Annotated in this window: 22 protein-coding genes and 1 pseudogene; 6 read left to right on the forward strand and 17 right to left on the reverse strand. The window is 44.6% G+C overall.

The window, feature by feature from the left end; all coding sequences use genetic code 11:
* The first annotated feature begins 5 nt into the window (after window positions 1-5).
* On the forward strand, window positions 6-1,019 hold the full coding sequence (locus tag RCO84_RS06300; RefSeq protein WP_089543362.1) for a GGGtGRT protein: 1,014 nt from the start codon (window positions 6-8) through the stop codon (window positions 1,017-1,019).
* Window positions 1,020-1,212: 193 nt separating this feature from the next.
* On the opposite strand, the gene RCO84_RS06305 is transcribed toward RCO84_RS06300, so the two are convergent.
* From RCO84_RS06305 to RCO84_RS06325, 5 genes are all read right to left on the reverse strand, one after another.
* The gene (locus RCO84_RS06305) at window positions 1,213-2,697 is read right to left on the reverse strand and encodes a hypothetical protein (RefSeq protein WP_317584383.1); all 1,485 of its coding nucleotides are present in this window, start codon (window positions 2,695-2,697) and stop codon (window positions 1,213-1,215) included.
* 90 nt (window positions 2,698-2,787) lie between these two features.
* Window positions 2,788-3,318, reverse strand: a complete 531-nt coding sequence (locus tag RCO84_RS06310; RefSeq protein ID WP_022121818.1) for a 30S ribosomal protein S16 — start codon at window positions 3,316-3,318, stop codon at window positions 2,788-2,790.
* Window positions 3,319-3,457: 139 nt separating this feature from the next.
* Window positions 3,458-3,925, reverse strand: coding sequence for a DUF4293 domain-containing protein (locus RCO84_RS06315; RefSeq protein ID WP_117727967.1), 468 nt, complete (start codon window positions 3,923-3,925; stop codon window positions 3,458-3,460).
* Between the two features lie 14 nt (window positions 3,926-3,939).
* On the reverse strand, window positions 3,940-4,290 hold the full coding sequence (locus tag RCO84_RS06320; protein WP_006849031.1) for a DNA-directed RNA polymerase subunit omega: 351 nt from the start codon (window positions 4,288-4,290) through the stop codon (window positions 3,940-3,942).
* A 54-nt stretch (window positions 4,291-4,344) separates the two neighbouring features.
* A complete protein-coding gene (locus RCO84_RS06325) occupies window positions 4,345-5,211 on the reverse strand; it encodes an outer membrane protein assembly factor BamD (RefSeq protein WP_287580501.1) in 867 nt (288 codons plus the stop codon).
* 158 nt (window positions 5,212-5,369) lie between these two features.
* Between RCO84_RS06325 and uvrB the strand changes: the two genes are divergently transcribed.
* On the forward strand, window positions 5,370-7,415 hold the full coding sequence (gene uvrB / locus RCO84_RS06330) for an excinuclease ABC subunit UvrB (RefSeq protein ID WP_117693657.1): 2,046 nt from the start codon (window positions 5,370-5,372) through the stop codon (window positions 7,413-7,415).
* Between the two features lie 101 nt (window positions 7,416-7,516).
* Here the strand turns inward: uvrB and RCO84_RS06335 are convergent, their stop codons facing one another.
* The 10 genes from RCO84_RS06335 to RCO84_RS06380 all read right to left on the reverse strand — a co-directional run bounded on the left by RCO84_RS06335 (window position 7,517) and on the right by RCO84_RS06380 (window position 19,472).
* Complete coding sequence (locus RCO84_RS06335) at window positions 7,517-8,104, reverse strand: IMPACT family protein (RefSeq protein WP_006849028.1); 588 nt, start codon at window positions 8,102-8,104, stop codon at window positions 7,517-7,519.
* A complete protein-coding gene (locus RCO84_RS06340) occupies window positions 8,104-9,438 on the reverse strand; it encodes a DUF1015 domain-containing protein (protein ID WP_317584386.1) in 1,335 nt (444 codons plus the stop codon). Before RCO84_RS06340 ends, RCO84_RS06335 begins: the two co-directional genes overlap by 1 nt.
* A gap of 104 nt (window positions 9,439-9,542) precedes the next feature.
* Window positions 9,543-10,460, reverse strand: a complete 918-nt coding sequence (locus tag RCO84_RS06345; protein ID WP_117693652.1) for an NAD(P)-dependent oxidoreductase — start codon at window positions 10,458-10,460, stop codon at window positions 9,543-9,545.
* 13 nt (window positions 10,461-10,473) lie between these two features.
* Window positions 10,474-11,544, reverse strand: coding sequence for a 3-phosphoserine/phosphohydroxythreonine transaminase (gene serC, locus RCO84_RS06350; RefSeq protein WP_117727969.1), 1,071 nt, complete (start codon window positions 11,542-11,544; stop codon window positions 10,474-10,476).
* A 286-nt stretch (window positions 11,545-11,830) separates the two neighbouring features.
* Window positions 11,831-13,150, reverse strand: coding sequence for a DEAD/DEAH box helicase (locus RCO84_RS06355; protein ID WP_317584388.1), 1,320 nt, complete (start codon window positions 13,148-13,150; stop codon window positions 11,831-11,833).
* A gap of 76 nt (window positions 13,151-13,226) precedes the next feature.
* Window positions 13,227-14,453, reverse strand: a complete 1,227-nt coding sequence (locus RCO84_RS06360) for a tetratricopeptide repeat protein (RefSeq protein ID WP_144150857.1) — start codon at window positions 14,451-14,453, stop codon at window positions 13,227-13,229.
* Window positions 14,454-14,476: 23 nt separating this feature from the next.
* Window positions 14,477-15,586: a DUF6057 family protein gene (locus RCO84_RS06365; protein ID WP_317584390.1), complete on the reverse strand. Its 1,110-nt coding sequence runs from the start codon at window positions 15,584-15,586 to the stop codon at window positions 14,477-14,479.
* A gap of 11 nt (window positions 15,587-15,597) precedes the next feature.
* Window positions 15,598-17,697 carry an alpha amylase C-terminal domain-containing protein gene (locus tag RCO84_RS06370; protein WP_022121827.1) on the reverse strand — a complete coding sequence of 700 codons (2,100 nt, stop codon included), beginning with the start codon at window positions 17,695-17,697 and terminating at the stop codon, window positions 15,598-15,600.
* Window positions 17,698-17,762: 65 nt separating this feature from the next.
* Window positions 17,763-18,206, reverse strand: a complete 444-nt coding sequence (locus RCO84_RS06375) for a YhcH/YjgK/YiaL family protein (protein WP_317584391.1) — start codon at window positions 18,204-18,206, stop codon at window positions 17,763-17,765.
* A 186-nt stretch (window positions 18,207-18,392) separates the two neighbouring features.
* The gene (locus RCO84_RS06380) at window positions 18,393-19,472 is read right to left on the reverse strand and encodes a phosphatidylinositol-4-phosphate 5-kinase (RefSeq protein ID WP_264902644.1); all 1,080 of its coding nucleotides are present in this window, start codon (window positions 19,470-19,472) and stop codon (window positions 18,393-18,395) included.
* Window positions 19,473-19,744: 272 nt separating this feature from the next.
* Here RCO84_RS06380 and RCO84_RS06385 point away from each other — a divergent pair, with 272 nt between their 5' ends.
* A complete protein-coding gene (locus tag RCO84_RS06385; protein ID WP_144150861.1) occupies window positions 19,745-20,452 on the forward strand; it encodes a LytR/AlgR family response regulator transcription factor in 708 nt (235 codons plus the stop codon).
* A gap of 31 nt (window positions 20,453-20,483) precedes the next feature.
* On the opposite strand, the gene RCO84_RS06390 is transcribed toward RCO84_RS06385, so the two are convergent.
* Together RCO84_RS06390 and RCO84_RS06395 are read right to left on the reverse strand one after the other, a co-directional pair.
* Entirely contained in the window at window positions 20,484-21,146 is a 663-nt protein-coding gene (locus tag RCO84_RS06390; protein ID WP_317585503.1) for an HAD family hydrolase, read from the reverse strand.
* Window positions 21,147-21,248: 102 nt separating this feature from the next.
* Window positions 21,249-21,941: pseudogene (locus RCO84_RS06395) on the reverse strand (carbohydrate-binding module family 20 domain-containing protein); the annotation flags it as partial.
* A gap of 150 nt (window positions 21,942-22,091) precedes the next feature.
* On the opposite strand from RCO84_RS06395, the gene mltG reads away from it, so the two are divergent.
* The 3 genes from mltG (at window position 22,092) to RCO84_RS06410 (ending at window position 24,944) form a co-directional block, all read left to right on the forward strand.
* A complete protein-coding gene (gene mltG / locus RCO84_RS06400; protein ID WP_264899948.1) occupies window positions 22,092-23,144 on the forward strand; it encodes an endolytic transglycosylase MltG in 1,053 nt (350 codons plus the stop codon).
* Between the two features lie 150 nt (window positions 23,145-23,294).
* Window positions 23,295-23,567, forward strand: coding sequence for an ACT domain-containing protein (locus RCO84_RS06405; protein ID WP_144150866.1), 273 nt, complete (start codon window positions 23,295-23,297; stop codon window positions 23,565-23,567).
* Window positions 23,568-23,579: 12 nt separating this feature from the next.
* Window positions 23,580-24,944, forward strand: coding sequence for a PFL family protein (locus RCO84_RS06410; RefSeq protein ID WP_317584392.1), 1,365 nt, complete (start codon window positions 23,580-23,582; stop codon window positions 24,942-24,944).
* The last annotated feature ends 54 nt before the right edge of the window (window positions 24,945-24,998 follow it).

Genomic DNA, 24,998 nt, shown 5'->3' on the forward strand with positions numbered 1-24,998 from the left:
CAGATATGATTAGAAAAGTAAGTTACGAAAGTCAGGAACGTCGCGAGAAGCAGGTTCTTGCTGCTCTTAATGCTAACGGTATTCAGAGCTTGGAAGAGGCTAATCAAATCTGCGAAGACGCAGGTGTTGACCCTTATCAGATGTGTGAAGATACTCAGCGTATCTGCTTCGAGAACGCTAAGTGGGCGTATGTAGCTGGTGCTGCTATCGCTATCAAGAAAGGTGCTAAGACTGCTGCTGACGCAGCTGAGGCTATCGGTATCGGTTTGCAGGCTTTCTGCATCCCTGGTTCTGTAGCTGACGACCGTAAGGTTGGTCTCGGTCACGGTAACTTGGCTGCTCGTTTGCTCCGTGAGGAGACTCAGTGCTTCGCTTTCTTGGCTGGTCACGAGTCTTTCGCTGCTGCTGAGGGTGCTATCAAGATTGCTGAGATGGCTAACAAGGTTCGCAAGAACCCATTGCGCGTTATCTTGAACGGTCTTGGTAAGGATGCTGCTCAGATCATCAGCCGCATCAACGGTTTCACATACGTACAGACAAAGTTCGACTACTATACAGGTGAGTTGAAGGTTGTTAACCGCATCGCTTACAGCGACGGTCCACGTGCTAAGGTTAACTGCTATGGCGCTGACGACGTTCGCGAGGGTGTTGCTATCAACTGGAGCGAGGATGTAGACGTATCAATCACAGGTAACTCTACAAACCCTACACGTTTCCAGCACCCAGTAGCTGGTACATACAAGAAGGAGCGTATTGCTGCTGGTAAGCCATACTTCTCAGTAGCTTCTGGTGGTGGTACAGGTCGTACTTTGCACCCAGATAACATGGCTGCAGGTCCTGCTTCTTACGGTATGACTGATACAATGGGTCGTATGCACTCAGACGCTCAGTTCGCAGGTTCTTCTTCAGTTCCTGCTCACGTAGAGATGATGGGCTTCCTCGGTATGGGTAACAACCCTATGGTAGGTGCTACTGTTGCTATCGCTGTAGCTATCGACCTCGCTATCAACAAGAAGTAATTTCTTTGAGATACAAAACATATAAAAGCCTTGAGAATCAACTGATTCTCAAGGCTTTTTCTTTATTTATCCTACTGGAATAATCCTATATCCTACTGGAATAAAAAATTATCTCCGAAAGATATTTTTTTATCTTTCGGAGATATTCTTCTATCTTTCGGAGAAAATAATTTATCCTACAGTATTTCTATTCTTATCTAATCAGTTTTCTAATTTTCCTAAAACTAAACGATGTACTCATGAGTACAATGATAACGCCAATCAGCCAATAAAGCCAATCACGATAACTGATCATGAAAACCAGGAACAACACCAGGATCAGAATCAGAAGTTGAAAGATACAGAATCTGAAACCAAGAGCGGATAAACAATAACCATAAACGGCTCTGCTGAAAATCAAGACGGCAATGGTCTCTATGGCATAAGCCACGGCAATACCCCCTCCTACTCCTCTCAATCCATCTAACTGATAACCAGCTATTTCACAGATTATCAGCAAGATAACACAAAAACTTTCCTGAATGAGAAATAGTTTGGAATCTCCCCTTGACAGCGGGAGATATTCTATCGGAAGATAAACCGCCTTGAACAACATGGCAACAGAAGCAAGCTGAGTCATCTGAAGCATCCCCATAAACTGGGCATTGTATAATATCGGAATAATGAGAGGCAGACCTAAAATGATAGCTGCAACGATAGGCCCCAGCAACAGGACATTCATTTCAAGCTGGCGGTTCACACAGAGATTGCGTTCTTTTACAGACTCCTCGTTTTTTCTGGAACCCGAAATGCCAGAGAGACGGGGATAAAAATCCTGATCCATGACCGAGAACACCATTCCCGCATAAACAAAGACAATCGTTATACCGGCATTGAAAAGTCCGACAATTTCCAGATCGCCTTGTTGGTTCAAAAAGGCACGAATCAGAAATTCGCATCCGCTATTCATCAAACCCGAAAGTACAAATGCCCCGCCAAGCCGCAAAAGTGGGAAACCTGCAACTAGCGTCATTTTTCGCATATTTACGCCCCACCGTACAACTCGTAGGGAATATCGAAAATTCAGAGCCCATTGCATAAATGCCAAAATGAACAGAACGGGCAGAATACCTCTCTCACCAAATATCCAATAAACTGGAACCGAAACCAAAAGCAGAAGAATAGCCAGAAGACTTGCCTGCATCGCCAACGCACGCAACTGTCCGGTAGCTTTCAGAATGGCTGTTTCACCTCCAGCCAGAATCGTGAAGAAAATGGTTGGTGCCAGAAGAATGAAATGTAGCGTATGATTGCCCCAGGAAAAAGTAAACCCATTGAGTAACGGACCCAGCAGCACACAGATGATGGCTCCGAAAAATGCAGCAAGCAGACTATAGGTGCGGACAAGAAGAACCGCCCCGGCGATATCAGCCTTTTCGGACTGCGATTCATCTGCAGTATGTTCCTTTTCAGAAATAAATGTAACACCACTTGTGGGAATGCCGAAATTACATGCAGAACTGAGAACAGAAATCGTTGAGCTAAAAAGAGACAGCAGTCCCATTCCAGAAGGTCCGAGGAAGAGCGCCGTAAATTTATTGCGCAAAACTCCTACAAGAATTCCCAATCCTTGCACACTGCCAAACAATCCTGTATATTTCAGAATATGCGAATAACTGTTTTCCTTTTTATCACCCATAATCAAAAGAAACAAAAAAAAGGTTGGATTTCCTGAAAGAGAAATTCAACCTTTATACTTTAAAATCTCAAAAGAAGATTCTGTCGAAGATTAAGCCTCAGCTGGAGCCTCCTCTGCAGGAGCTTCCTCAGCAGCCTTAGCCTCTGCCTCAGCAGCAGCTGCAGCAGCCTTCTTATCAGCTACCTTCTTAGCGATTGCTTCGTTCATCTTCTTTTCAGCCTCGAGCTCCTTAGCAGCAGCTTCCTTCTTTGCCTTAGCATCGCCCTCGCGAACAGCAGAAATCTTAGCGTCCTTGCTATTCTTCCAAGCGTCGAAACGCTTCTGAGCCTCAGCATCGTCGAATGCGCCCTTCTTAACGCCACCCTTGAGGTGCTTCATCAAGTAAACGCCCTCGCCCTTGAGGATGTTGCGAACTGTGTCTGTTGGCTGTGCACCAGTCTCTACCCAGTAGAGTGCGCGCTCGAAATTCAAATCTACAGTAGCTGGATTGGTATTAGGGTTGAAAGTACCAATCTTCTCAGTAAATTTACCATCACGTGGTGCTCTAACGTCAGCGATTACGATGCTGTAGAAAGCATAGCTTTTACGACCGCCGCGCTGCAATCTGATTTTTGTTGCCATTTTTAAATCTTAATTTTAATTTAATTTATAATGAGGTTTGAATTTTATGCTGCCATCTCGTGACAGCGGGTGCAAAATTACTACTTTTATTTGAATTGAGCAAACTTTTATCGATATTCAAATGCTTTTTTAGCATTTTTTATCTGATTCGGTCTGCTGCTCTCAAGAGTTTGATGTCATCGTTCACACCTTTCATTGCCATCCATTCGAATATGATTGCTACCAAAGGAAGGCAAGCGGCAAACTGAAACTTCATCGTTCCTTCTGCTTCAGGAACAGGAATCAAGCCCATGAACATCACGATATAATCTACATACCATAAACCTGCAAAAAGCATGGCAAGTGAACAGAGTGATTTCTGAAGCTTCAGATTCTTGTACAAAAAGATGTTTACCAATGCTATGATGGCTGAAACGGCGAGCAGAAGGAACAGAGGAACGCAAGTAGTTGAAATCTGCATTCCTGCCTCCCCTACCACTCCGAGATTATAAACCATAGTGTCTCCTCCCATCGTCTTAGCTGCGATGCTGGCGACAGGAAGGAAAAGACAGATAGCAATGGCGATGACAGCAAAGAGCAGAAATAATGTCTGTTTACGCTGTATCATATAGCTCTGGAATATTAAATTTCGCTCTCGTGAACCATTGGTGCAGATGTCTTGGTAGGATCGCGCCAATAAATATTATTCTCAATAAACTCTTCTGTAGCGAGCAAAGTTGGCTTTGGCAACTTCTCGTAGTAGCGAGAGATTTCAATCTGTTCGCGGTTCTCAAAAACTTCCTCCAAAGAATCGTTGTAAGAAGCAAACTCCTGAAGTTTCTTACTCAACTCCTGCTTGATTTCGATAGAAATCTGATTAGCGCGCTTTGCAATGATAGCTACGCTCTCGTAGATATTATGGGTATCATCGCAGAGATCCATAATGTTGCGAGTTACTGTGTTTACTGGTGCCTTTGATTTTTTGAAATCCATAATTATAGTACTATTATTATTATATTGTTTTTACCTTATTATATATATGCTTTTTTAATTGGCATTATTGCCAAGCTGGTCGAGAGCTGACTCCGGATGCTCTTTCTCGTACTGCTTGCACTTCTCAATATACTTCTCGGCAAGTGCACGGTCCTTTGAATCAGGATATTCGTTGATAAAGCCATAACACTCATCCTCCGCATCCTGATAGCGCTCCAGCTGCTTTTTCTCGACACTCATCTTTGCCAGTTCATATTTGCCTTTCATGATGAGCGATGCAAACTCCTCGCGTCGGTTGCTGTAAGGATAATCCTTAAGCGCATTTTGTGCAGTTACGATACAAGCCTCATAATTATTGCCTCCGCTGGTACAGTTGCCGAAATAGGTGCCCATATCAAAATAGAGCTTGGCACTCTTATACTCCTTCTCAACCAAGAGGTCCTGAAGAGCAAAAAGGCGGTTTGTAGCCTGCTGCTTGAGTCGGGCATCCGGATAAAGATCCAGGAACTCCTGAAAGGCTGCGATGGCTGTAATCGTGGTACTCTGGTCAAGACGAGGCTCTGGAGCATTCTGATACAGACTCTCTCCCACAAAGTACTTTGCATTTTCAGCAAACTTACCTTTAGGATAAGAAGAGTAATACTTCTTGAAATACTCTGCAGCAGTCTCATAATCCTTCATACCATACTCGGCCATAGCCAGCATGTACAAACATTCCTCACCCTCGGTAGAACCTTTCTTCATCGTTACCAGTTCCTGCAGAAGAGGAATGGCACGGGAATACTTGCCCTGGGCATAGCTCTGCTTGGCGTACTCATACTTATAAGTATAATCGCCTGATTTCAATACCTGGTTATATTCGTGGGCACAGCTCGAAAAGAGCAATGCAACACACGATGCAATAAGAGTCAATTTCTTCATAATTCTCATTTTGAACTGCAAAGTTACTCATAATTTACTTATTATCAAAAGAAAAGATACATTTTTTCGTAAAAAATTAATCTTTATAACGATTAATGGCGTTTTTTTTGTAATTTTGCACCTTGAAACAGAACTTTTGAGAAGAAATCAGGAAGAAAATGGATTTTAAGATTACATCAAAATATAAGCCAACTGGCGACCAGCCGCAAGCCATCAGGCAACTCACAGAGGGGGTGCTTGAAGGAGACCCTGCACAGGTGTTGTTGGGTGTAACCGGCTCGGGTAAAACCTTTACGGTGGCAAACGTGATTGCCAACGTGGGGAAGCCTACGCTCATCTTGAGCCACAACAAGACTCTTGCCGCCCAACTGTATCAGGAGATGAAGGGTTTCTTCCCTGAGAACGCTGTAGAATATTATGTTTCATACTACGACTATTATCAGCCGGAAGCTTATCTGCCAACGACTGATACATATATAGAAAAAGACCTCGCCATCAATGATGAAATAGACAAGTTGCGACTCGGTGCTGTTTCTGCCCTTCTCTCGGGCAGAAAGGATGTCATCGTTGTCTCATCCGTATCGTGCATCTATGGTATGGGCGGACCTGTGGCGATGCAGGAGAACATCATCAAGATTCATCGCGGGCAGCGACTCGACAGAAATGAATTTCTGAGAAAACTCGTTGATGCACTTTACGTTAGAAATGACATAGAACTGCAACGTGGCAACTTTAGAGTGAAAGGCGAAACGGTTGACATCTTTATGGCTTACAGCGATCATGTTTTGCGCGTAACATGGTGGGACGATGAGATTGACAGTATCGAAGAAGTGGATTCGCTCACTTATCACCGCCTTGCCTCGTTCGAAGATTACGAGATTTATCCAGCCAACCTTTTCGTAACAACAAAAGAACAGCAGGAAAGTGCCATTCGCAGAATTCAGGACGACCTGGTTAAACAGGTAGAATTCTTCAAGAGTATTGGAGATGGAATCAAGGCACAGCGCATCAAGGAACGTGTAGAATATGATATGGAAATGATCAAGGAATTGGGCCACTGTTCGGGCATCGAGAACTATTCCCGATATTTTGATGGCAGACACGAAGGCGAACGCCCATATTGCCTGCTCGATTTCTTCCCTAAAGATTTCCTGCTGGTGGTTGACGAGAGCCATGTGAGCATCCCGCAGATTGGAGCCATGTATGGAGGCGACCGGGCACGAAAGAAGAACCTGGTAGAATATGGCTTCCGTTTGCCTGCAGCCTTCGATAACCGTCCGCTGAAATTCGAGGAATTTCACGATCTCATTCCGCAGGCCATCTACGTAAGTGCAACTCCGGCAGACTATGAATTGAGAGAAGCCGAAGGCGTGGTTGTAGAACAGTTGATTCGTCCTACAGGACTCCTGGACCCGGAAATCGAAGTCCGTCCAAGTGAGAATCAGATAGATGATCTTCTGGACGAAATATTAACAAGAACACACCGCAACGAGCGAGTTCTGATTACGACTCTTACAAAGCGTATGGCAGAAGAACTCACCGAGTTCCTGCTCAACCACAACGTAAAGGCTGCCTATATCCACAGTGATGTGGCAACCTTAGACCGAGTAAAGATCATGAACGATCTCCGTGCAGGAGTATACGATGTACTGGTGGGTGTCAACCTGTTACGAGAAGGACTCGACTTGCCGGAAGTTTCGCTCGTAGCTATTCTCGATGCAGATAAGGAAGGTTTCCTGCGCAGTCACCGTTCTCTGACCCAGACGGCAGGCCGTGCAGCCCGAAATGTGAACGGCAAGGTAATCATGTATGCAGACAACATCACAGACAGCATGCAGAAAACGATAGATGAAACAGCCCGCCGCCGAAGCATCCAGTTGAAATACAATGCCGACCATGGCATTACTCCAAAACAGATTGTGAAAGCAATAACCTCAGCTCTGCCTACCAGCAAGGAAGAAGGAGCAAAGATTGTTCCGATGGGAGCAGAGGGTTCTAAGCCTCGCGTCTACGTGGAACCGGAAAGTGCAGCCTTCGTTGCCGACCCTATTGTTCGCAGTATGAGCAAGGAAGAATTGGAGAAGAGCATTGCCAATACTACGGCATTGATGAAGCAAGCTGCCAAAGACCTCGACTTCATGCAAGCTGCCCAATATCGCGATGAAATCATCCGATTGCAGAAGGAATTGGAAGAAAAGGGATAAATTCAAAAGAAATAACCATCAAAAAGAGGGTGTATCATAAATTAATGATTCACCCTCTTTTTATTTACCCAGCAGTTATTCATCTGTCTGTCAGTTATCTGCTATTCAAACGACAGCTTTTTCAGACGGGAACGCAACTGCTCAGCCTCGCTCTTTCTGATAGAAAGTTTGATGCTGCAAGTATTATCGAAAGTCTGATCCAGGATACGCGGATTCATATCTTTGACTATCCTCATCACATCATTCATCATCGGATAAGTAAAATCATAGGTTACGATTTCCTCTATCTGTTGCGTAACCTCCTCACAATGAGCCAAAGCATCAATGGCAGCTTCACGATAGGCAACAATGAGTCCGCTGGTTCCCAATTTCACGCCTCCGAAATATCGGATGACGACAATTAAAATATCCGTCAATTCTGATTTCGTGATTTGACCAAGGATTGGTTTTCCTGCCGTAGAAGAAGGTTCGCCATCATCATTGGCACGGAACTCTGTCCGTTCAGGACCTAGCATATATGCATAACAACAATGTCGGGCATCGTAATATTTCTTACGGTACCCGGCAACAATTTCCTTCACCTCGTCAACAGTTGTAACATGGTGAGCAAAGGCGAGAAACTTACTCCTTTTCTCGGTGTAATATCCCTCGCCTATCGTATCTGATATAGTCTTAAATTCGTCTATCATTAATCCAATTTGTGAATAATCAAACCGCTACGCAACTTAGGTTCAAACCATGTTGCCTTAGGTGGCATAATCTTACCACTGTCAGCGATGTCCATAATCTGCTGCATAGAAACCGGATGCAAAGCAAGTGCCATCTTCATCTCACCGCTATCCACACGACGTTTCAACTCACCGAGACCGCGAAGACCACCAACAAAGTCGATGCGCTTATCAGAACGTAAATCCTTGATACCCAGAATTTCATCAAGAATCAGGCGAGATGAAATATCCACATCGAGCACGCCGATTGGATCAGCATCATCATAGGTTCCTGGCTTGGCAAACAAACCGTACCATTTACCATCCAGATAGAGGAGAAAAGAATGGAGAGCAGCTGGTTTCAGAATATCCAAGCCAAACTGGCTGATAGCATCATCAATAGCCATCTTTTCATAGCAAGGTATACCCTCATCATCACCAGATACATTCACATTGATTGCATCAATATCTATCACCTCGAAATTCTTTGTCAGAGCATCGAGGAACTGATCAGAAGTCAGACCGTTCAAATCCTTCACAACTCGGTTATAATCGAGAATGGTAAGCTGACTTGCCTGGAAACAAACTGCCATAAAGTAGTTATATTCCTCCTTACCTGTATGATTAGGATTCTGCTTAGCTTTTTCTGCACCTACCTGAGCTGCAGCTGCAGAACGGTGATGACCGTCAGCAATATAAAGGCTAGGCATCTTGGCAAATTCCGTTGTAATTGTGGCAATATCCTGATCATCGCTTACAACCCAGAACTGATGACGGAAACCATCAATTGGAGCAATGAAATCATATTCCGGTGTTGTTGCTGCATAACGCATCAGAAGTTCGTTAAGCACCTCATTATCAGGACAAGCGAAGAATACTGGTTCGATATTGGCATTGCATACACGCACATGCTTCATACGATCTTCTTCCTTATCGCGGCGTGTCAGCTCATGTTTCTTGATGACACCCGTCATATAGTCGTTTACATACGCACCTACCACAAGACCATACTGAGTCTTGCCGTTCATCGTCTGTGCATAGATATAATACTGTTCCTTATCATCCTGTTTTAACCAGCCATTCTCCTGGAACTTTCTGAAGTTCTCTGCAGCGCTTTCATAAACGCGAGGATCGTACTCAGAAGTACCTGGTTCGAAATTGATTTCAGGTTTAATAATATGATAAAGGCTCTTCTCGTTATCGCCTGCCTCGGCACGTGCTTCCTCTGAATTGAGAACATCGTAAGGACGAGACTCAACCTGCTCGACGAGATTTTTAGGAGGTCTTACTCCCTTAAAAGGTTTTACTATTGCCATAATATTTTGTTTAAATTGACTAGTTTAATAAAAACATGAAAAGCCCATCAAGAGTGCTTCTGTGAAAAAGCACCCTTCATGAGCTATATGTATGGGAAGAATAATTACTTATTTACCTGGAACTTAGTGCATCCATCCTTAAAGAACGCATTAATCTGCTTAGCTGCTGCAATACCGGCATTGATATTTGCTTCAGCAGTCTGTGCACCCATCTTCTTAGGAGTTGAGAAGTAGCGACCCTCGAACTTGGCAAAGTCTGCATCGGCATCAGGCTTGATATCAGTGATGAACTTCAAGTCCTCTCGCTCAGCAAGAAGTTTCAGGAGCTCAGGCTCATTGATAACCTCCTTACGCGCTGTATTGATGAGGATGCCACCCTTAGGCAACTGGTTTACAGTCTTGTAGTCGATGCTCTTGATAGTCTCTGGAGTAGCAGGGATATGAAGAGAAACGATGTCACAAGTCTGGAACAACTCATCCTGTGACTTTACAGCATGCACACCGGCAGCCTCGATAACATCAGCTGGGCAGAATGCATCGTAAGCAGCTACTTCCATGCCAAATCCCTTGGCAATGCGAGCCACATTTCGACCAACATTACCGAAAGCAAGAATACCCAATTTCTTACCCTTCAACTCAGAACCAGCCTTGCCGTTGTAGAAATTACGAACGGTGAAAACCAGCAGACCGAATACCAACTCAGCTACTGCGTTAGAGTTCTGACCAGGAGTATTCTCAGCCACTACATTATGAGCAGTAGCAGCAGCAAGGTCGATGTTATCATAACCTGCACCAGCACGAACGATAATCTTCAAGTTCTTTGCTGCATCGAGCACCTCGGCATCAGCCTTGTCAGAGCGGATAATCATCGCGTCCACATCCTTCACTGCATCGAGAAGCTGAGCTTTCTCTGTATACTTTTCGAGCAAGACAAGTTCGTTGCCCGCTCCTTCTATTTCTTTTTTGATTCCATCTACAGCAGCTGCTGCAAATGGTTTTTCTGTTGCAACTAATACTTTCATACAAATTCAAAAATTAATGTTGTGCTTCAAAATCCTGCATGGCCTTGACGAGTGCCTGAACACCCTCCATGGTCTGTGCATTGTAGCAGCTGGCACGGAAACCACCCACTGAGCGGTGACCCTTGATACCTACCATGCCACGCTCTGTAGCGAAGTCGAGGAATGGCTTCTCCAACTCCTTGTACTCATCGTTCATCACGAAGCAGATGTTCATCAAAGAACGGGATGCTTCTTCAACAGTACCCTTGAAGAGTTTGTTGCGGTCGATTTCAGCATAAAGAACTTCAGCACGTTCGTGAGCACGCTTATCAGCTGCCTCAACACCACCGTTAGCCTTCAACCAGCGGAGATTCTCCATCAAAGTATAGATAGGAACAACAGGAGGAGTATTAAACATACTGCCCTTCTCTACGTGAGTACGATAATCGAGCATTGTAGGAAGCTCGCGAGGAGCCTTGCCGAGCATATCATCCTTTACGATGATAACGGTAACACCTGCCATAGAAAGATTCTTCTGAGCACCTGCATAGATGGCAGTATACTTAGAAACATCTACTGGACGGCTCATGATATCTGAAGACATATCAGAAATCAATGGTACGTTTACATCAGGATCTACACGGAGTTCAGTACCATATATAGTATTGTTGCTTGTCAAATGCAAGTAATCACAATCGGCTGGTACTGTGTTAGGAACCTGTGGATAGAAAGTGAAATTGGCGTCGGACGATGATGCGATCTCCACGACCTCACCAAAATGCTTCGCCTCTTTCATTGCCTTCTTAGCCCAAGTGCCAGAATTAATGTAGGCAGCCTTCTTGATGAGGAAGTTTGCTGGAATCTGCATAAACTGCAATGACGCACCACCACCAAGGAAGATTACGGAATAACCCTCAGGAATGTCAAGAAGCTCCTTGAATAAGGAGACTGCCTCATCAACTACTGGCTGGAAATCCTTAGCACGGTGGCTGATTTCCATCAATGAAAGACCTGAACCATTAAAATCCAAAATCTGCTTTGCTGTGTTCTCAATCACTTCGCGTGGAAGCATTGATGGACCTGCGTTAAAATTGTACTTCTTCATCTTTGTATAATTATTTAAGTTTTATACGATATAATCCTGTTAGTAGGAAAAATAAGTGCACAATACACCCATATAGGATACATAGTAAACCTTTGGATTGTATTTACGACTGCGAAATTACACTTTTTATTTGAAACTACCAAACTTTTCTGCACATTTTTAGCGTTTTGCGCAGATTTCTTTCATTTTGTTAGTCATTTTAGTATAATAACTGCATATTTATGTCTATTTTTACATTTATTATACATTAGCAAGCAACAGAGAAAAGATAATAGCAGTTTGTCAACTACCTTACCTCTTCCACTATCGTTTTGACGCCTTTTATCTTTTCGTCCTTTACATTATTCAGTACGCTGCGCAACTTCGTTCGGGAAATGGCAGCATAAGCATAACGGTCATTAACATCAATCTTACCGATTTCAGCCGACTGCAGCCCACCCTTCTTGCAAAGGAAGCCTAAGATGTCACCCTTGCTGATTTTATCCTTTTTGCCTTTACCTATATATATAGTAGCCATCTTAGGTTTAGCTGGCGCAGGAAGCTGATCAGCAGCAGGCATCTCGTAATCCTCAATTTCAGCATCCACATATTCCGGAATATGCTCTTCAGGACCTAACAGGAAGAAAGCCTTTCCCTGGGCTTCCCATCGTGCCGTACGTCCTACACGATGGATATAACCATCTTCGCTCTCCGGCATGTGATAATGGATGATATTATCTATATCTGGAATATCAAGTCCGCGCGAAGCCAGATCCGTACTCACCAGAATATTGGCACTTCCGTTGCTAAAACGGTAGAGAGAAGCCTCTCGCTCCTTCTGTTCCAATCCACCATGGAAGAAAGATGTAGAAAAACCTTGTTCTACCAGATATTTGTTGGTACGCTCTACACTATCACGGTAATTGAGGAAAACAATAGTACTCTGGTCGCCCAGGCTACGAAGCAAAAGTGCCAGGCTCTCCAGTTTATCCTTTACCGGACTTTCCACCTTATAAATATGTACACGGTCAGGAACCTGATCTTCATCCACACGGTAATCTATCTTTTCTACCCTACCCATGTGTACGAAATGAGGAATCTCCTCTGCCTCGGTAGCAGAAAGCAGGAAATGTCGACGCAAGCCAGGCAAAGACTTGATCAGTCGGCTCATTTCGTCCTGGAAACCCATCTCCAGACACTTGTCAAACTCATCAATAATCAGGTATTTGATGTGATATGGAGAAAGATTTCCCTTATCCAGATGATCATTGAGACGACCTGGAGTTCCAAATACAATCTGAGGACGAACCTGTTTCATCACGCGATGCTCATCCATCGTAGCACGACCACCATAGCAAGCCATCGCACGCAAACCGCTGCCCATATTCTTCAATACGTTAGCCGACTGCAAAGCGAGTTCCCGACCAGGAGTTACCACCACCGCCTGTGCCTCGTCATCAGTAGCATCTATAAGTTGGGTAAGAGGCAAAAGATAAGCCAGTGTCTTGCCACTACCTGTTGGCGAAAGTATCACCACATCCTTGTTCCCGTGCAAGATTGCCTGCATGGAATCCTGCTGCATATCATTGAGCTCAATGCCCAGTTTATCTAAAATTCTGTCTATCATAAATTTCTAATAATCAATTTCTAAAGAGAAGTTTTCTTTTCAAGAGAAGTTTTCATAAATTTCTCATCATGAGGCATTATTTCTTTTTCTGATTGAGCAGTTTGTCAATCTCATCAAACTCCTTACCCATATTCAGGTTCAGATAGATGGTATATAGCGGCAAAGCCCACTGGTCCTGCATATCAGGCGCCATCGTTCTGTACTTCTGCAGATAAGGCATCGCACTCTTGTAAAGTCCGTCTATCTCCTGATGAGTTTTGCGGGATTGCTGCGAATTCTTATCCATTTCAACAGCCTGATTGAAATAAGCCAAACCTATATTATAATAAGCACCAGCCAAAGAATCGTTCACAGCAAGTGCCTTTTTGCTCACTTCGATGCATTGCTTGAAATCACCCATATTCAGGAGAACGGTTCCCTTGGTAAAGAGATAGATATCATTGTCGGGAGCTATCGCCAGCGCCTTATCTGCTACGGCGAGTGCAGAATCGAGTTGGTTTTCCTGCGAATAATACTCTACCAGACGCGGGAAGAAGAACGGGAATTTCGGATCCCGTTCAAAACCTTCCTTCAAGGTAGAGAGATAGCGCGCAGTATCCTTCTCCAGTTTGTAAGTCTCTGCCAGATACTGTAACATATAGTTATAATGAGCCGTATCTTTCAGCGCCTCATAAGAATGATGAAGCGTAGCTTTGGTATCTTTCATCTTATATCCGGCATATACAGCCCAATAAGCTGCCGAAGAAATATATTTGTCTTTCTGAGCATACTTATAAGATTGGAACATCGGTGCAGTACTGCACTCTATGTACTGGTCAAAGAACTGATAAGCCTCCTTGTATTTCTGCTTCCTGATAAACCAGGTTCCTCCGTTATAGAGGTTCGGACGTATCCTGTTCAAATATTCAGAATGAGACTTGCGGAAATCAAACTCACATTTTCCTTTCTTGTTAGGAATCATCTCAACGGAATCAAGTCCTTGGGCTATAACGAAGAGCTGTCGGGTTGCATTGAAGAGTTGGGCTGTATCATACGCCTGTTTGAGGTAGAGTTTCTCATTACCCTGTTCATACTGCTTCTTCACAGCATCGAAGAGAATATTCCAAATTTTCTTGTTATTCCGGTTGGCAGAATCCGTCAGGAGTTTGCGCATACTGGATTCGGCCTTCGCCAAATCCTTGCCAGCCTTTACCAGATCTTTGGCTGCAGAAATCTCCTTCTTCTGTGCCTGCAACCCTAATGGCGCCAACAGAAGAAAAGCTATCTGTAAAACCCATAAGTTTCTGAATATCTGTATTTTCATATTAACCTCCTAAATTAAAACTTTCACTTGTTTCCATACTCATAATAATACCAGTAGGTATTTCCATAAGTATCCCGAAGAGCATTCTGCTTTTCTGTCTCATTAGCATATTTGTGATCCATCTGCTGGAAATCATCAAAGTCTGTATCCATCACATTATCGTGATAAACGATACTTGGATTACTGCGGCGATGCGTATAAAGAACCAACGCTTCCTTATAATGAACAGGCAGTTTCCCCGAAGTTACTTTGTAATGTTTCTGCACCTCTGCTACGAACTTGTCTAGTTGCTTGTCCAGCAAGAGTGCACAAAGCTGATAGTCAACAGGCAGACGATACTTGAGATGATGTTTAACCATCCATGCCGAAGGTTTCTGCATCCATTTTGGCGCCTTCCACATCATAGCCTTCACGGTTACGCTATCCGGCATCATCGCCTTACTTCCACCTACCAGCGGATAAGTAAAGAGACGGCTGCCCAGCTCGCCTGTTTCGTTGAGACAGGCTATACGGAGCATCGTCAGCGAAGAATCTGTTTTCAGAGATTTTTCACCTACTTCCAAAGCTTTTTCATACTGTTTTTCTTTCATCAGATGTTCCATGCGCATACGTTCATGAAACAGCCGATCATTGCTAGCAACAAAGTTGACAAGCAATATCATCACCAGCATCTGGAGCAGATTCACCCACATATAGCGGGAGAACCAGCCGTTACTGTGAGGCTCTGTTTCTATCGGCTCCAACTGGCGGGCTATCCATATCAATCCGCCCCAGAGAATCAGACAGAGTGGCAGGATAATCCACCACGCCCCCAGCGAATGATAACGGTCGATATCAACGGGGATATCGGTAATCATCGTCAGGATGAGGAACGAAGGGAAATAAGTAAGCCCGTGGAAACGGCGTTTCACACGGGTTACCGCGTACACTCCCACTTGCAGCAGATAGAGTACGAGCGTGATAAGCAGTGGAGCCAGCGTGTAACTGTAGTTGGTCAAACCACCTGAGAAAACATGCTGAGCCACTGCCAGTACGTCTGCCTGGTAAAATGCCAGGTAGACGTAGGTAAATGTGATAAAGATGATAGCACAGGCGATTTGCATCTTCGCAGTACTACTCCTTTTATTTTTCATAAATCAATCTATTAATTTTTCTTCAGCACCAAAGCTGTACGAGCTGGCAGATAAAGTTTCAGCCACTCCTTACGGTCTTTCACATAAAGTGGATCGTAATTAGTCAGATGCGTCATCGTGTCATCATTCAAGCCATTACCGCCGAAATCCTTGCTGTCAGAATCAAGCACTACGCTGTAGGAACCGGTTGGAACCAGGAAGCCATAGTCGGTGAAAGAGCGGGTTGGCGAGAAGTTAAACACGAAGAGCAGATCGCCACGCATAAAGGCGAGAACCTGATCGCCATCATTATGCCAGATTTCTACAACTGGTGTCTTGTTAAAATTCTTTTCGCTTGTAATTGTCTTGAGCATTTCTCGGTCGAAATCTCCAAGATAGTGGTAGCAGAGTTCATGATTATCTACCAGATTCCACTGTCTGCGGGCATATTTATGGCTCCAGCCATTACCCTCGCGAGGGAAATCGATCCACTCTGGGTGACCGAACTCATTACCCATGAAGTTGAGATAACCGCCATTGATTGTAGAGGCGGTAACCAGACGGATCATCTTATGCAGAGCAATACCACGATGAGCCATTTCGTTTTCATCGCCCTTCTTGAAATGCCAGTACATATCGGCATCTATCAGACGGAAGATGATGGTTTTATCGCCCACCAATGCCTGGTCATGACTCTCACAGTAAGAGATGGTCTTCTCATCCGAACGGCGGTTCTTTACCTCCCAGAAGATGCTGGATGGTTTCCAGTCCTCATCCTTCAGTTCCTTGATGGTCTTGATCCAATAATCTGGAATATTCATCGCCATGCGATAATCGAAACCATAACCGCCATCCTCAAATTTGGCTGCCAGTCCCGGCATTCCGCTCACCTCTTCGGCAATCGTAATGGCATGCTTGTTAACCTCATGAATCAGACAGTTGGCAAGGGTAAGATAGCAGATGGCATTATCATCCTCGTGACCATTGAAATAATCGCCGTAGTTGCAGAATGCCTCACCCAGACCATGACTGTAATAGAGCATGGATGTTACACCATCAAAACGGAATCCGTCAAAATGGAACTCATTGAGCCAATACTTGCAGTTGCTCAACAGGAAATGGATGACTTCATCCTTTCCATAGTCGAAGCAGAGACTGTCCCAAGCCGGATGCTCATGACGGTCGCCAGGATAGAAATACTGGTTAGGATCGCCAGCGAGATTACCCAGTCCTTCCACCTCGTTCTTTACGGCATGAGAGTGAACGATGTCCATGATGACGGCAATACCATTCTGGTGAGCTGTATCAATGAGATCCTTCAACTCTTCAGGAGTTCCGAAGCGGCTACTTGCAGCAAAGAAACTGCTTACATGATAGCCGAAGGAGCCATAATACGGATGCTCCTGGATAGCCATAATCTGAATGCAGTTGTAACCATCCTTGATGATACGTGGCAACACATTCTCCTTAAATTCTGTGTAAGTGCCAACCTTCTCAGCATCCTGTGCCATACCGATATGACATTCATAGATGAGCAGAGGTGCCACATTTGGTCTGAAGGTTTTCTTCTTCCATTTATATGGTTCCGGATTCCAAACCTGAGCAGAGAAAATCTTGGTCTGGTCGTCCTGTACTACGCGCTGTGCCCATGCTGGAATACGCTCACCTTCACCACCTTCCCAATGAACTTTCATCTTGAAGAGATCGCCATGTTTCATCGCTTTCTCCGGAAGTTTGAGTTCCCAGTTGCCGGTATTCTTTATTCTTTTGGCACGATACTTTTCGGTTTCTTGCCAGTTGTTGAAGTCACCGATCAGATAGATGTCTGTAGCATTAGGTGCCCACTCACGGAACACCCATCCACGGGCAGTCTTATGCAGTCCGAAATACTCGTATCCATTGGCAAAATCGCTCAATGTCTGTTTGCCGTTATTAGTCAGCTGACCGAGTTTCCAGAGTGCATGGTCGTGTCGACCCTTGATGGCATCCTCATAGTCTGCCAGATATGGGTCGTTCTTCACGAGTCCGATATGCTTTACCACAGCCTTCGCTGCCTTTTTTGCAACTGGTTTCTTTGCAGTTGCCTTTTTAGTTGCAGCCTTCTGGGCTGTAGTTTTCTTTTCTGTTGCCATATATCATGATTTTAGATGGTTACTCTATATTATTCTTCTTTAATTTTATCTTGAAGATTTCTTCTTTAATTCTTAATCTTGAAGATAGCCTTGTGGATATCACCACTACAGATGCATGGCTGATGACCATCTTGTGGCCAGAAGATAGCAAACTGACCTGGCTTGCAGGTAACGAGCATCTGCGCTTTCACACCAGGATACTTGGTTACATCCTTAGCCTCGTTATATTCCACTTCAGGAAGATCAGCAAGAGGAGTATAGCCATAAGTCTCCTCGTTGTCAAGAGGTATCTGAATATCTATCATCTTGCGATGTGTTTCAAAAACAGCATCTTCCTCGTTTTTTCCGTGAGCTGTCGTTATGTTAACAAAGAGGTTACTCTCCTTGATAAAATGCTTACCGTCCTCCAATTTAGAGAGGTCATTTTCCTTGATAAACTTCACTACATCAGCGAAGAGCGGATTGAGAGAAACGTATTTCTCCAGATTGTCTAAAGTATCTACTACCATAATTCTAGTTTAAGCTTTGAGATTTGAACATTTACTTTTAACTTTGAGATTTGAAAACAGAACATTGAACATTCAATATTCAACATTATAATATATAATATGTTCTTTTTCTCATTATTTAAAATATAAAGGTTCTCTATCTCGTTATTTATAATTTCTTTGTATTTATCTAATTTTCTGAAGAGATTAGTCTTCAAATCGTTTGCCGTTTTCGTAGGTTCCCTTGGCTGTAACCTGTCCGTTGCGGTCTTTTTCTACAAATCTTCCGTCACGCACGTCGTTACGGTAGGTTCCTTCGAAACGCTTACCGTTTTTATCTTCTTCTATGCAAGGTCCCTGACGCTTACCTTTGTGATAGGCACCCTTGAATCTTCTGCCATCAGCATAATGAATCACGACATTACCATCAACCAGACCGTTCTTGAATTCACCTTCAAACACGTCGCCGTTCTTCTTGGTCAGTTTGCCCCTGCCGTTCTGCAGATCATCCATCCAGTCGCCTACATAGATATCGCCATTCTTCCAGATGAAGGTACCCTGACCGGTACGCAGGCCATCCTTAAACTGTCCGTTATACTTGTCGCCCTTTGCAGAGCGGAAGATGCCTATACCCGTGCGTTCTCCCTGCACATAATCGCCTTCATAAATGTCGCCATTATGAAATTTATATATACCCTTTCCGTCCTGGATATCATCCTTCCAGTCTCCGATATACACATCGCCATCAGCATATTTGAAAGTACCTTTTCCAGAGCGCTGGTTGTCTAGCCACTGACCGTCATAAGTAGTTCCGTCTCCCCAGTTGAAGAAGCCGTTTCCATTCTTCATATCGTTCATCCACTGGCCTTTATACTGTGCGCCATTGGCATAAGTATAAACGCCGCGTCCTTGACGCTTGTCCTTATACCAGTCGCCGTCATATTTATCACCATTATAATAGAACATGACGCCATGACCATGCTGGTAATCGCGGAACCAGAGACCTACATATTTGTTGTTGTTCTGAAAATAGTAGGTGCCTTTACCATGCTGCTGGTCCTGCATCCACTGTCCCTCATACTTTTCGCCATCACTGAAGGTATAAACGCCATAACCTTCGCGCTTACCTTTCATATAAGAGCCTTCGTAGGTATCCCCATTCTTATAGATGGTAGTACCTTTTCCCTGCGGCTTTCCGCTCACCATTTCGCCTTTAAACTGACCTCCGTCACGGGTGATGCAAGAGCCTAGCGAAATCTTCTGGGCTGAGGCATCAACCGATGCCATAGCCAAAGTCAAGGCAAGGAAAAAACACTTGCTCCGACAGGACAATTTGGTATGTTGTTTCTTATTGTATTTCATATTCTACAGTTATAGTCTGACTTATCAATCTCCAAAGTTAGCGCTTTTTCCTCAAATAGCCAAATAGATTAAACAAATTTAAGGTAAAATCATGAAAATAGTTTTTTATCTGAAAAAATCTGCAGCTTGACACAATAAACAAACACAATTTTCGTTTTTACGAAAATCGAGAATAAAATCACTAAAACAGTAAAATTATGATTTTAAATTGCGCCATCATAGATGAAGATTCGGAAGCTATGCAACTCCTGGAACAGTATATAGAGAAAACTCCGACCCTACATTTGATCGGAGCCTACAAAAGTGCGATAGATGCTGTAGACGGCATCCATCACAACCATCTCGACATACTTTTTCTCGCCATCCACATGCAGCAGATCAGCGGTCTGGAATTTGCAAAGGTTGTACCCAAGAACGTGAAGATTGTCTTCACCACCGCATTCAAGGAGTATGCCATCGAAGCCTACAAAGTGAATGCATTCGACTATCTGCTCAAGCCCATCACCTACGATGACTTTATGGGATCATGCCAGAAAGTCTTCGAAAGCTACATGCAGGACGATAACTACAACCCTATCAAGCGCGACGGTTTTCTAGTGGTAAAACGAGATTACAAATGCGTAAGAATCCCGATAGATGATATTCTGTTTGTTGACTGCGACAAAGACTACATCCGTTTCCATCTTGAGGGCAGGCCTAACATCAGAACCCTGGGCAACCTCAAACAGTTGGAAGAAAGGCTACCAAGAGAGAAATTCAAGCGTGTACACCGTTCGTTCCTTGCCAACATGACAAAGTTTGATACGGTAGACCAGCAGCACATTACCTATGGCGACCAGAGCATTCCGATATCAGAAACCTACTTTGAATTTATCAAGAAATATCTGGAAGACCATTCTCTATGATAGTCTTCCAGATAGTTTTATCCTACCTTTCTTACAATATCTGCAAGGGTGATGATACTAGGATAGAAGCTCCATGTGCCAACAGAAAATCGTGATCTCTGAATCCCCAAAGAACAGAGATACAAGGCATTCCACTGTTCTTTGCCGTCATCACATCCACGTCGCTGTCGCCGATATATACCGCCCTTTCTCTATCCGCATGCAGCTGTCGCAAGGCTTCATTTACGGTATCTGGAGCCGGTTTTTTCTTGATATTCTCCCGCTCTCCTATCGCCACATCTATCAGGTCGCCGAAGAAATGGCGGCAGATTTCCTGGGTAGCTGCATAAAACTTATTGCTTACCACCGCAATGTTCTTTCCCCTATTCTTCAGTTCCTCCAGCATCTCCATTACGTCCGGATAAGGTTTCGTATTATCCATATTGTGCACCATATAATGCTTGCGGAAATCCTGCAGGGTTTTCTCAAACTTCTCATTCTCCAATCCTCCCGGCACGGCACGTTCCATCAGTTTCTTCACCCCGTTTCCTACAAACATGCGTACTTCCTCCAGCGTACGTTCAGGCATTCCGTTCAGCTTCAGCGCATAATTGCAGCTTGCAGCCAGGTCGTGGAGAGAAGAAATCAGGGTTCCGTCAAGATCGAAGATATAGGTATCGAAATTGAACTGGGCATGAACCGGAACCCTCTTGATACGGAAGTCACCGCCGTGTAACACATAAACATCCTGATGGTATACGCGGATTTCACCCTGAGGAATTCCCTGTCCACCAGCCTGTTCATTACCCGAAATGCCAAAGATTCTGTTATCCCCAAATTCCCATCTCTTCAGTTTCTGGGTCTGTGCATCAATCACCACATATTTATATTCTATCGGCTCATCGATAGCCTGCACATTCACAGATATTTCCCAGTCCTTGCCATGATTGTTCTGCATCTTCAGGAAATGAGCCGGATTCCATTTGCCCAGCGTAGGATGATTTCCCAATAGAGCTACAGCCTCACCCTCATAGAGTTTCGGGGCATGAATCTTGAAGATGATAGTACGGTCGAAGAGAGGCAGACGCGCTGGCTTGACATCAGTAAACTTTACCTGCTGCAATACGAAGGCATTTTTTTCCACGTAAGGATTGTCCTCCTCCAGCCAATAGTCCTGAAAATAGAAATTCTTACTCTCATCAAAAACATATTGGCGAGCAGAAGCGAGCGATTCCCTACGCAGCACCTTTCCCTCAGCATCTTTCACGCAGTAGCAGTAAGCCACAGCTACGAAAGGGTGATGGCGGTTCTGCCTTGACGCCATTTCCACCTCCCAGTGATACCCGTCGCGGGTGTTCATCGGCAAGTCCATCGTATCTTGATATCCATCAGCGGCGGCAAAAGTTAATTCTACATGCAGGGCATGACCCCACTTGGCTGCATACGATATCGAAAACTTCATTTTCATAATTCTTTTTATAATAATGTGCCCGAAAGCACCGATACACATGTTGATTCTCAATGTTAAGTGCAAAGGTAACAAAAAAGCAGACACAACGGATAAAGAAAGATGACAATTAACCTATTTTAAATTTCTATACTTTGCTATTTCCTATTTTTACTGTACTTTTGCACCCGAAAAATAACAAACAAGAAGAATATGAAAAAGAAAAAATCATTTTCTAAGCTCTATCTGTATGGTGCTATAGGCTGCATCGCAGTCATCGCCATCGTAGGCTACATCTACTGTTTCTCTTCCTTCTCGAAGAGCAGCAAGACCGAGTATGTTTACATCGACAGCGATGATAACATTGACTCTGTATACAACAAGCTCCGCCCATTTGCCAAGAGCATTCCGTTCCAGGCATTCAAGACCCTGACCCTCCATTCCGGCTATGCCGATCATATCCGCACAGGTAGATACGCCATTGCTCCAGGCGACGGTGCCCTCAAGACATGGCGCCACATGAAGAACGGTTTGCAGGAACCGGTAAGCCTCACCATCCCATCGGTACGCACGCTCGACAAACTCTCTGATGAGATTGGCAAGAAGATGATGTTTGGCAGCAACGACCTCTACCATGCCCTGCGCGACGAGAGTGTCTGCCAGAAATATGGTTACGATACAGCCACCATCGCCTGCATGTTCATACCTAACACCTACGATCTCTACTGGAACATCTCAGTAGATAAATTTCTGGAGCGCATGAAGAAAGAAAGCGACAAGTTCTGGAACTTTGAGCGCACTGAAAAGGCAAAGGCTATGAAGCTGACACCGATTGAGATCATCACCCTTGCCAGCATCGTGGACGAAGAAACAGCCAACAACGGCGAAAAACCGATGATAGCCGGCATGTATTATAACCGTCTGATGCTTCGCAATGCCGAATATCCAGAGGGAATGCCATTGCAGGCCGATCCTACCATTAAATATGCCTGGCAGCGATTCGACCTCAAGCGCATCTACAACAACCTCCTGTCTATCAAGAGCCCGTATAATACCTACAAGAACCCAGGTTTGCCACCGGGTCCTATCCGTATTCCGAGCGTAGCAGGTATCGATGCCGTCCTCAACCATGTGCATCACGATTACCTCTACATGTGTGCCAAGGAGGATTTCAGCGGCACTCATAATTTTGCCCGCACTTACGATGAGCACCTGCAGAATGCAGCCAAATATTCCAAGGCACTCAACGAAAGAGGTATCAAGTAAGATAAGGAAACAAGAAAGGTAAAAATGTGTCAGAAAACTTGCAAAGCGTTAGTGATTTTACAAGTTTTCTGACTTTTTATTTGGCAGTCTAACAAAATAGTTGTAAATTTGCAGCCGGAAACTTACCAATTTAAAATAAGGAATAAATACATGAACAGAACGATTATTACAGTAGTGGGCAAGGATACCGTTGGTATCATCGCCAAGGTATGTACCTATTTGGCAGAGAACAGTATCAACATCTTGGATATCTCTCAGACCATCGTACAGGAGTATTTCAACATGATGATGATCGTAGACATGAGCAAGATGCAGAAAACTTTCGAGGAAGTAGCCGATGAACTCACCAATGTTGGTAAGGCTATGGGCGTGCAGATCAAATGCCAGCGCGAGGAAATTTTCAATATGATGCACAGAATTTAAAAAGCAAACAATATGATCAATATATCTGAGGTTATCGAAACCAATAAGATGATAGAGCAGGAGAATTTCGATGTGCGTACCATCACCATGGGTATCAACCTTTTGGATTGCGCATCTACTGATCTCGATGAGCTCTGTCAGAACATTCATAATAAGATTACACGTCTGGCAAAGAACCTGGTGAAGACCGGCGAAGAAATCTCCAAGGAGTTTGGTGTGCCTATCGTCAACAAGCGTATCTCCATCACTCCTATCTCGCTGGTAGGCGGTTCTACCTGCAAGACTACCGACGATTACGTGAAGATTGCCAAGACCCTCGACCAGTGTGCCAAGGAACTCGGCATCAACTTCCTGGGCGGCTATTCTGCCATCGTAAGCAAGGGTATGAGCAAGAGCGATGAGCTCCTTATCCGTTCTATCCCTCAGGCGATGGCACAAACCGATTTCGTCTGCAGCTCAGTTAATGTGAGTTCTACCAAGACCGGTATCAACATGGATGCAGTCCGACTGATGGGCGAAATCGTAAAGGATACAGCCGAGGCAACCAAGGACAGAGGTTCTCTGGGTTGCGCCAAGCTCGTTGTTCTCTGCAATGCGCCAGACGACAATCCGTTCATGGCTGGTGCCTTCCATGGTGTTTCAGAGGCCGATGCGGTAGTGAGTGTCGGTGTCAGCGGTCCTGGCGTTGTAAAGTATGCATTGGAGAAGGTAAAGGGCGAGAGCTTCGAGGTTCTTTGCGAAACCATCAAGCGCACCGCCTTCAAGATTACCCGTGTAGGTCAGTTGGTAGCCAAGGAGGCTTCACACCGTCTGAACGTACCTTTCGGCATCATCGACCTTTCATTGGCTCCTACCCCAGCTATCGGTGATAGTGTAGCCGATATTCTAGAGCTCATAGGTCTTGAACATGCCGGTGCTCCTGGTACCACAGCAGCTCTTGCACTCCTGAACGACCAGGTTAAGAAGGGCGGTATCATGGCTTCTTCTTATGTAGGTGGTTTGAGCGGTGCCTTCATCCCTGTCAGCGAAGACCAGGGCATGATCAACGCTGTAGAGGCTGGTGCGCTGACCATCGAGAAGCTTGAGGCGATGACTTGTGTCTGCTCAGTAGGTTTGGATATGATTGCCATCCCTGGCGATACTCCAGCCACCACCATTTCCGGTGTCATTGCCGACGAGGCTGCCATCGGTATGGTTAACCAGAAGACTACTGCCGTACGTATCATCCCAGTTGTGGGCATGAAGATAGGCGACAATGTAGATTTTGGCGGTTTGCTCGGTCATGCTCCAATCATGCCGGTAAACCCATTCAGTTGCGAGGCATTCGTAAACCGTGCTGGTCGTATTCCGGCTCCAATCCACAGTTTCAAGAATTAAACTGTTTTGATTCAAAATACCAATCCCCCATCCTGCATTCTCAAGCGGGCTGGG

Origin of the sequence: Segatella copri (genome assembly GCF_949820605.1) — a bacterium.
In the GTDB taxonomy this organism is placed as follows: Bacteria; Bacteroidota; Bacteroidia; order Bacteroidales; family Bacteroidaceae; genus Prevotella.